Annotated in this window: 7 protein-coding genes; 5 read left to right on the top strand and 2 right to left on the bottom strand. The window is 77.6% G+C overall.

Going from position 1 to position 6063, the window contains the following annotated elements; genetic code table 11:
• From DMH08_RS40640 to DMH08_RS37930, 5 genes are all read left to right on the top strand, one after another.
• The coding region (locus DMH08_RS40640) for a hypothetical protein (protein ID WP_158642463.1) at nt 1-423 on the top strand (423 nt) is incomplete at its 5' end.
• Nucleotides 420-1454, top strand: a complete 1035-nt coding sequence (locus DMH08_RS37945; RefSeq protein ID WP_233618057.1) for a peptidoglycan-binding protein — start codon at nt 420-422, stop codon at nt 1452-1454. The genes DMH08_RS40640 and DMH08_RS37945, both read left to right, overlap by 4 nt.
• Entirely contained in the window at nt 1451-2140 is a 690-nt protein-coding gene (locus DMH08_RS37940) for an ABC transporter ATP-binding protein (protein WP_125621052.1), read from the top strand. Before DMH08_RS37945 ends, DMH08_RS37940 begins: the two co-directional genes overlap by 4 nt.
• Nucleotides 2137-3330, top strand: coding sequence for an ABC transporter permease (locus DMH08_RS37935; protein WP_125621050.1), 1194 nt, complete (start codon nt 2137-2139; stop codon nt 3328-3330). Before DMH08_RS37940 ends, DMH08_RS37935 begins: the two co-directional genes overlap by 4 nt.
• A 63-nt stretch (nt 3331-3393) precedes the next feature.
• Nucleotides 3394-3756 (top strand): hypothetical protein, encoded by a 363-nt coding sequence (locus DMH08_RS37930; RefSeq protein WP_026400521.1) that lies wholly within the window; start codon nt 3394-3396, stop codon nt 3754-3756.
• Between the two features lie 42 nt (nt 3757-3798).
• Here DMH08_RS37930 and DMH08_RS37925 read toward each other — a convergent pair whose 3' ends face one another.
• Nucleotides 3799-5289: a ribonuclease D gene (locus DMH08_RS37925; RefSeq protein ID WP_233618056.1), complete on the bottom strand. Its 1491-nt coding sequence runs from the start codon at nt 5287-5289 to the stop codon at nt 3799-3801.
• 19 nt (nt 5290-5308) lie between these two features.
• On the bottom strand, nt 5309-5875 hold the full coding sequence (locus DMH08_RS37920) for a DUF3000 domain-containing protein (RefSeq protein ID WP_026400520.1): 567 nt from the start codon (nt 5873-5875) through the stop codon (nt 5309-5311).
• Nucleotides 5876-6063 lie beyond the last annotated feature (188 nt).

Below are 6063 nucleotides of genomic sequence, written 5' to 3'. Positions count from 1 at the left end.
GGGTGCGGCGGCGGGGACGCGGCGGGGGCGGGGGCGTCGCCGGCCGGGTCGATGGCCGCGGAGGACGCGAAGCTCGCGTTCGCGCGGTGCATGCGGGAGAACGGGGTCGACGTGCCCGACCCCGGGTCCGGGAAGCAGGGCTCGCGGATGATCCGGAAGAACGCCGGCGGGGAGATGCTCGAGAAGGCGCTCGAGAAGTGCCGGTCGCTGCTGCAGGCCGGGGGAGTGCTGCCGGACCTGAAGGACCCGGAGGTGCGCGACCGGTACGTGGAGTTCGCGCGGTGCATGCGGGAGAACGGCGTCGGCATGCCCGATCCCGCGCCGGACGGGACGGTGCGGCTGCCCGAGGGGGACATCGACCCGGAGCGGCTCGACCGGGCGCGCGAGGCGTGCGAGAAGGTCCTCCCGGGGGCCGGGCGGTGAGGCGCGCCGCGGTCGCGGCGGGCGCGGTCGTCGGCGTGGGCGTCGCCGCGGGCGCCGCCGTCTGGGCGGCCGGGGACGAGCCGGCCCGGGCGGGACGGACGGGCCCGCCCGCGACGGCGCCCGTGCAGCGGGGCGATCTGGTCGACACCGAGTCCGTGGACGGGACGCTCACCTACGCGGGCGTCCGGAACGTGTGGACGGCGGCGAGCGGCGTCGTCACGTGGACGCCCGCGCGGGGCGCGGAGATCGGGCGCGGGGAGACGCTCGTGGCGATCGACGGGCGTCCGGTGACGCTGATGTACGGGAAGGCCCCCATGTACCGGGCCCTCGGGCAGGGCAGCGCGGGCAAGGACGTCCGCGCGCTGGAGGAGAACCTGAAGGCGCTCGGCCACGGGGACGGGATGACCGTGGACGGCGACTTCACCGCGGCCACCGCGGACGCGGTCCGGGAGTGGCAGGACGAGCGGAACCTCCAGGTGACCGGGACGGTCGATCCGTCGCAGGTGGTGTTCCAGGCCGGGGCCGTCCTCGTCCGGGAGGCGAAGGCGCCCGAGGGCGGCCGGGCGTCGCCGGGGCAGCCCGTCCTCACCGTGTCCGGCACGGAACGCGTGGTGCACGTGGACCTGGACGCCGACCGGCAGGACCTCGCGGAGAAGGGCGCGAAGGCCACCGTGGACCTCCCGGGCGGGACGAGCGTCGAGGGCGTGATCGCCGACGTCGGCGCGGTCGCCGAGACCGGCGGGCCGGACGCGCCGACCACGGTGGACGTCGAGATCGCCGTGGAGTACGACGGCCGGTTCGACGAGGCGCCGGTGAGCGTGGAGCTCGTGGCCGAACGGCGCGAGGACGTCCTGTCGGTGCCGGTCGAGGCGCTGCTGGCGCTGCGGGACGGCGGGTTCGGAGTCGAGGTCGTGGAGGGCGCCGGCTCCCGGGTCGTGCCGGTGGCGGTCGGGGCGTTCGGCGGCGGTCGCGTCGAGGTCGCCGGGAAGGGCCTCGCGGACGGCGTGCGGGTGGGGGTGCCCGCCGGATGAACATCGTGGAGCTTTCCGGGGTGGTGAAGGAGTACCCGGGCGGGGTCGCCGCGCTGCGGGGCGTCGACCTGGTGATCGCCGCGGGGTCGGCGACCGCGATCGCGGGGCCGTCCGGGTCGGGCAAGTCGACGCTGCTGCACGTGATCGGGACGCTCGACCGGCCGACGGCCGGGACGGTGCGGATCGCCGGGCACGACGTCGCGGGGCTGTCGGACCGGGAGCTGTCGGCGCTCCGGGCGGGCCATATCGGGTTCGTGTTCCAGCGGTTCCACCTCGCCGACGGCGTGCCGGCGCTCGACAGCGTCGCCGACGGCCTGCTGTACGCCGGGGTGCGGCGGGCGGAGCGGCGGGAGCGGGCGCGGGCGGCCCTGGAACGGGTGGGGCTCGGCGCGCGGATCGGGCACCGGCCGCACGAGCTGTCGGGCGGGGAGCGGCAGCGGGTGGCGGTGGCGCGCGCCGTGGTCGGCGAGCCGGACCTGCTGCTCGCGGACGAACCCACCGGCAGCCTCGACAGCGCGGCGGGCGCCGGCGCGCTGGCGCTGCTGGACGACCTGGCGCGGGGCGGGACGACGGTCGCGGTCGTCACGCACGACCCGGAGGTCGCCGCGCGGATGCCCCGCCGGGTCCGCGTCCGCGACGGCCGCGTCGTCGCGGACGAGCGCGCGGACCGCGGGGGCGTCCGATGAGCGGCGGGCCGCGGCCTGCGCGGCTCGCGCCCGCGGACGTGGGGCGCACGGCCCTCGCCGGGCTGCGGGCGCGGGCGGGACGGGCGGTGCTGTCGGCGCTCGGCGTCGCCCTCGGCATCGCCGCGATGACCGCGGTGATCGGCATCTCCGCGTCCGGGCAGGAGGACCTGCTGCGGCGCCTGGACCGGCTCGGCACGAACCTGCTGACGGCCGGGCCCGGCGAGACCCTGTTCGGGGAGCAGGCGCGGCTTCCCCGGGCGGCGCCGGGCATGGCGGGCCGGATCGAGGGCGTCACGTCGGTCGCCGCGACGGGCGCGGTGGACGCGACCGTCCGGCGGACGACCGCGATCCCCGAGGAGGTCACGCACGGGATCGCCGTGCAGGCCGCGACGGCCGGGCTGCCCGGGACGCTGCGGGTCCGGACGGAGACGGGACGGGCGCTGGACGGCGCGAACGCCCGGTACCCGGGGGCGGTGCTCGGGGCGGAGGCGGCGCGGCGCCTCGGCGTCGGCCGGCCCGGCGCGCAGGTGCGGATCGGCGGCCGGGACTTCGCGGTCCTCGGGGTGCTGGCGCCCGCGGAACTCGCCCCGGAGATCGACCGGTCGGTGCTCGTCGGGTGGGCCGCGGCCGAACGGTACCTCGGATTCGACGGGCACCCGACGACGGTCTACGCGCGGGCGGCGGACGGGGCGGTGCCGGACGTCCGGGACGCCCTCGCGCGGACGGCCGACCCCCGGCACCCGGAGCAGGTGCGGGTGAGCCGCCCGTCGGACGCGCTGGAGGCGAAGGCCGCGGCGGCGGGGGCGTTCACCGGGCTGCTGCTGGGCCTCGGGGCGGTGGCGCTGCTCGTCGGCGGCGTGGGGGTCGCGAACACGATGGTGATCTCGGTGCTGGAGCGGCGCCGGGAGATCGGGCTGCGGCGGTCGCTGGGCGCGACGCGCGGGCAGGTGCGGGCGCAGTTCCTCACCGAGTCGCTGCTGCTGTCGGGGTTCGGCGGGGCGGCCGGGACGGTCCTCGGCGCGGCGGTCACCGCGGGGTTCGCGCTCGTCCGGGGGTGGCCGCCGGTCGTGCCGGGCTGGGCGCTCGGCGGCGCGTTCGCGGCGACGCTGCTGGTCGGCGCGGCGGCGGGGCTGTATCCGGCGATGCGGGCGGCGCGGTCGTCCCCGGCGGAGGCGCTGGCCACGGCGTGACGAGTCGGGGCATGATTGGGATCGCCGACGACGTCCCGCCCCCGGGGAGGTGTCCCGACCGCCATGCCCGTGCCAGGCCCCCTTCGCAAGACCTGCCGCGACTTCCTGGGAATCGACGGGGAGATCCGCTACATCTTCCCGGCGCAGAGCCACGGCGGCGGCGCCGGATTCATCTTCGTCGTCACCGACGACCGCATCTCGGTGATCACGACGGGCGCGCTGAGCCGTACCAAGCCGAAGAGCGTGTGGGGCGGCTACCCGCGCGGCACCCGCATCGGGCCGGTGGAGACGGGGGACGGCGCGTCGTTCATGTTCGCCGGCGGCCAGTTCGAGATCGACGACGAGTACATCGCCGTGGTCAACGCCGCCGACGCGGAGGTCTTCGACCGCGACAGCCTGCCGCGCGACCCCCTCCCCGACCTGTAGCGGCCCTCCCCGGCGCGCGGCCGGGGAGGGCGCCGGCCGACGTCACAGATCGCCTTTGGTCTCCAGCCGCAGGAACGCGCGCGCGATCGGCTGCGCGGTGAGCGCCGCCTGCCAGCGGCGCGCCCCGAGCCGCCGCAGCTCCGCGCCGACCACCGACGCGGACGGCTCGTCCGGCGGCGTCCACGCGAGGCGCCGGACCACGTCGGGCTGCAGCAGGTTCTCCGCGGGCATCGAGTTGTCCTCGGCGAGGCCGGCGACGACGGCGCGCGCGGCGGTGAGCCGCTTCGCGGCCTCGGGGTCGCGGTCGGCCCAGCGGTGCGCGGGCGGGGGGCCGTCGCCGGGGACGTTCGCGGCGGGCAGCCGCCGGTCGGGCAGCTCGCGGGCGCGGGCGACGGCGCGCAGCCACGCCGACTGGTGCCGCCGGGCGGCGCGGCCCCGCATGGCGGGGAGGGCCTGCAGGTCGGCGAGCGTCTGCGGGGCCTGCTGCGCGAGCTCGATGATGGCGGCGTCCTGCAGCACCCGGCCGGGGGACAGGTCCCGCTCCCGCGCGATCTTGTCGCGCATCTCCCACACGGACCGGACGATCGCGAGCGCCCGCCGGTTGCGGATCCGGTGGATCCCGGACGTGCGCCGCCACGGGTCGGCGCGCGGCGGCTTCGGCGGCGTCGCGAGGATCGCCGCGAACTCCTCCAGCGCCCATTCGAGCTTCCCGGCCGCCGCCAGCTCGCCGTGCAGGGCGTCGCGCAGCTCGACGAGCAGCTCGACGTCCAGCGCCGCGTAGCGCAGCCAGTCCTCGGGGAGGGGGCGGCTGGACCAGTCGGCCGCCGAGTACCCCTTCTCCAGCAGGAAGCCGAGCACGTTCTCGACCATGGAGCCGAGCCCGACCCGGGGGTAGCCGAGCAGGCGCCCGGCCAGCTCGGTGTCGAACAGCCGCCGGGGGACGAGCCCGACCTCGGCGAGGCACGGCAGGTCCTGGTTAGCGGCGTGCAGGACGATCTCGGCGTCGGCGAGCGCGGCGTCCAGCCCGGACAGGTCGGGGCAGGCCACCGGGTCGATCAGCGCGGTGCCGGCCCCGGCGCGGCGGAGCTGGACCAGGTAGGCGCGCTGCCCGTACCGGTAGCCGGACGCGCGCTCGGCGTCGACCGCGACCGGGCCGTGCCCGGCGGCGAACGCGGCGATGACGCGTTCCAGCTCGGCGGCGTCGGCCACGACGGGCGGGACGCCCTCGCGCGGCTCCAGCAGCGGGACGGCCGCCGGCGCGCCTTCGGGAGGCCCTTTCGACGCTTCGCCGCCGCCGGTCCCGGCGCCGGAAGCTCCGGCTCCGGACGTCTCGGTGCCGGTCGCCACGGCGCCGGAGACGCCGGGGACGGCGGACGCATCGGTGGCGGGCGGGTCGCCCCCGGTGGGGTCTGGAACGCTCCCGGCCGCCTTCCGCGCGCCGGAACCACCGTCGGGGCCGGTGGCGCGCGTCTCGGACATTCCCACGATTTCCGTGTTCTCCCCCGCCGCCTCGGTTTCGGACGCTGTGCTCACGCCCCCTACCGTACGTCGCTCAGCCGCCTCCGCCGCCGGGTCCGCCCGGCAGCGCGGCGACTCCGGTGGGCGGCAGGCCCGCCGTCGTGCACATGACCTCGATCCACGCGGCGACGTGACCGGCCACGTCGTCGCCGGTCGGGGACCACGAGGCGCGCAGTTCGAGTTCGGTGGTGGACGGCTCGCCGTGCTTGTCGCCGAAGCTCTCGGAGACCGCACGGGTGATCGTCCCGGACACGCCCGCGTAGCCGACCGGTTCGAGGGCCTCGAGCAGCCAGTCCCACGCGACGGAGCCGATCAGCTCGTCCGCGGCGATGTCGGGCTCGAGGTCGGCGCGGATGTAGGCGACGACGCGGAACCCGTTCGTCCAGCCGTCCTGGCCCTCCGGGTCGTACAGGACGATGAGCCGCCCGGTGGCGACCTCGGTGTCGTCGTCGCGGTAGACGCTGCCGGACAGCGCCGCCGCGTGCGGCGCGAGCCGCTGCGGGGCGGGCATGTCCTCGAGGTCGAGTTCCGGCCGGACGGCCGGGGCCTCGAGGATCTCGCGGAACGTGTCGAGGACCCGCTGGAAGGCGGGCGGCGTCACGGGCGCACCGGCCGGGGCGTGCGGGCGGGCGTCCGGAAGGCGACGCCGGATCGGGTGGCCGCCGCGCGCGGCGACGGGCGGAGATGGAGGGGGAACAGGCACAGCACAGGTTGTTTCGTTTCGGGGGCCGGGCCGGTCAGGCCGCGGTCCGCGTGGAGGCGCCGCCGCCGGACGCGCCGGCGGTGCGG

This window comes from Actinomadura sp. WAC 06369, assembly GCF_003947565.1.
Classification (GTDB): domain Bacteria; phylum Actinomycetota; class Actinomycetes; order Streptosporangiales; family Streptosporangiaceae; genus Spirillospora; species Spirillospora rifamycini.
The sequence above is the reverse complement of the archived record's forward strand: the minus strand, read 5'-3'. Positions and strand labels throughout refer to the sequence as shown.

Excerpts from the sequence above, each read along its gene's own strand:
- DMH08_RS37940 (WP_125621052.1), top strand. The coding sequence starts at position 1,451 with ATGAACATCGTGGAGCTTTCCGGGGTGGTGAAGGAGTACCCGGGCGGG.
- DMH08_RS37935 (WP_125621050.1), top strand. The coding sequence starts at position 2,137 with ATGAGCGGCGGGCCGCGGCCTGCGCGGCTCGCGCCCGCGGACGTGGGG.
- DMH08_RS37930 (WP_026400521.1), top strand. The coding sequence starts at position 3,394 with ATGCCCGTGCCAGGCCCCCTTCGCAAGACCTGCCGCGACTTCCTGGGA.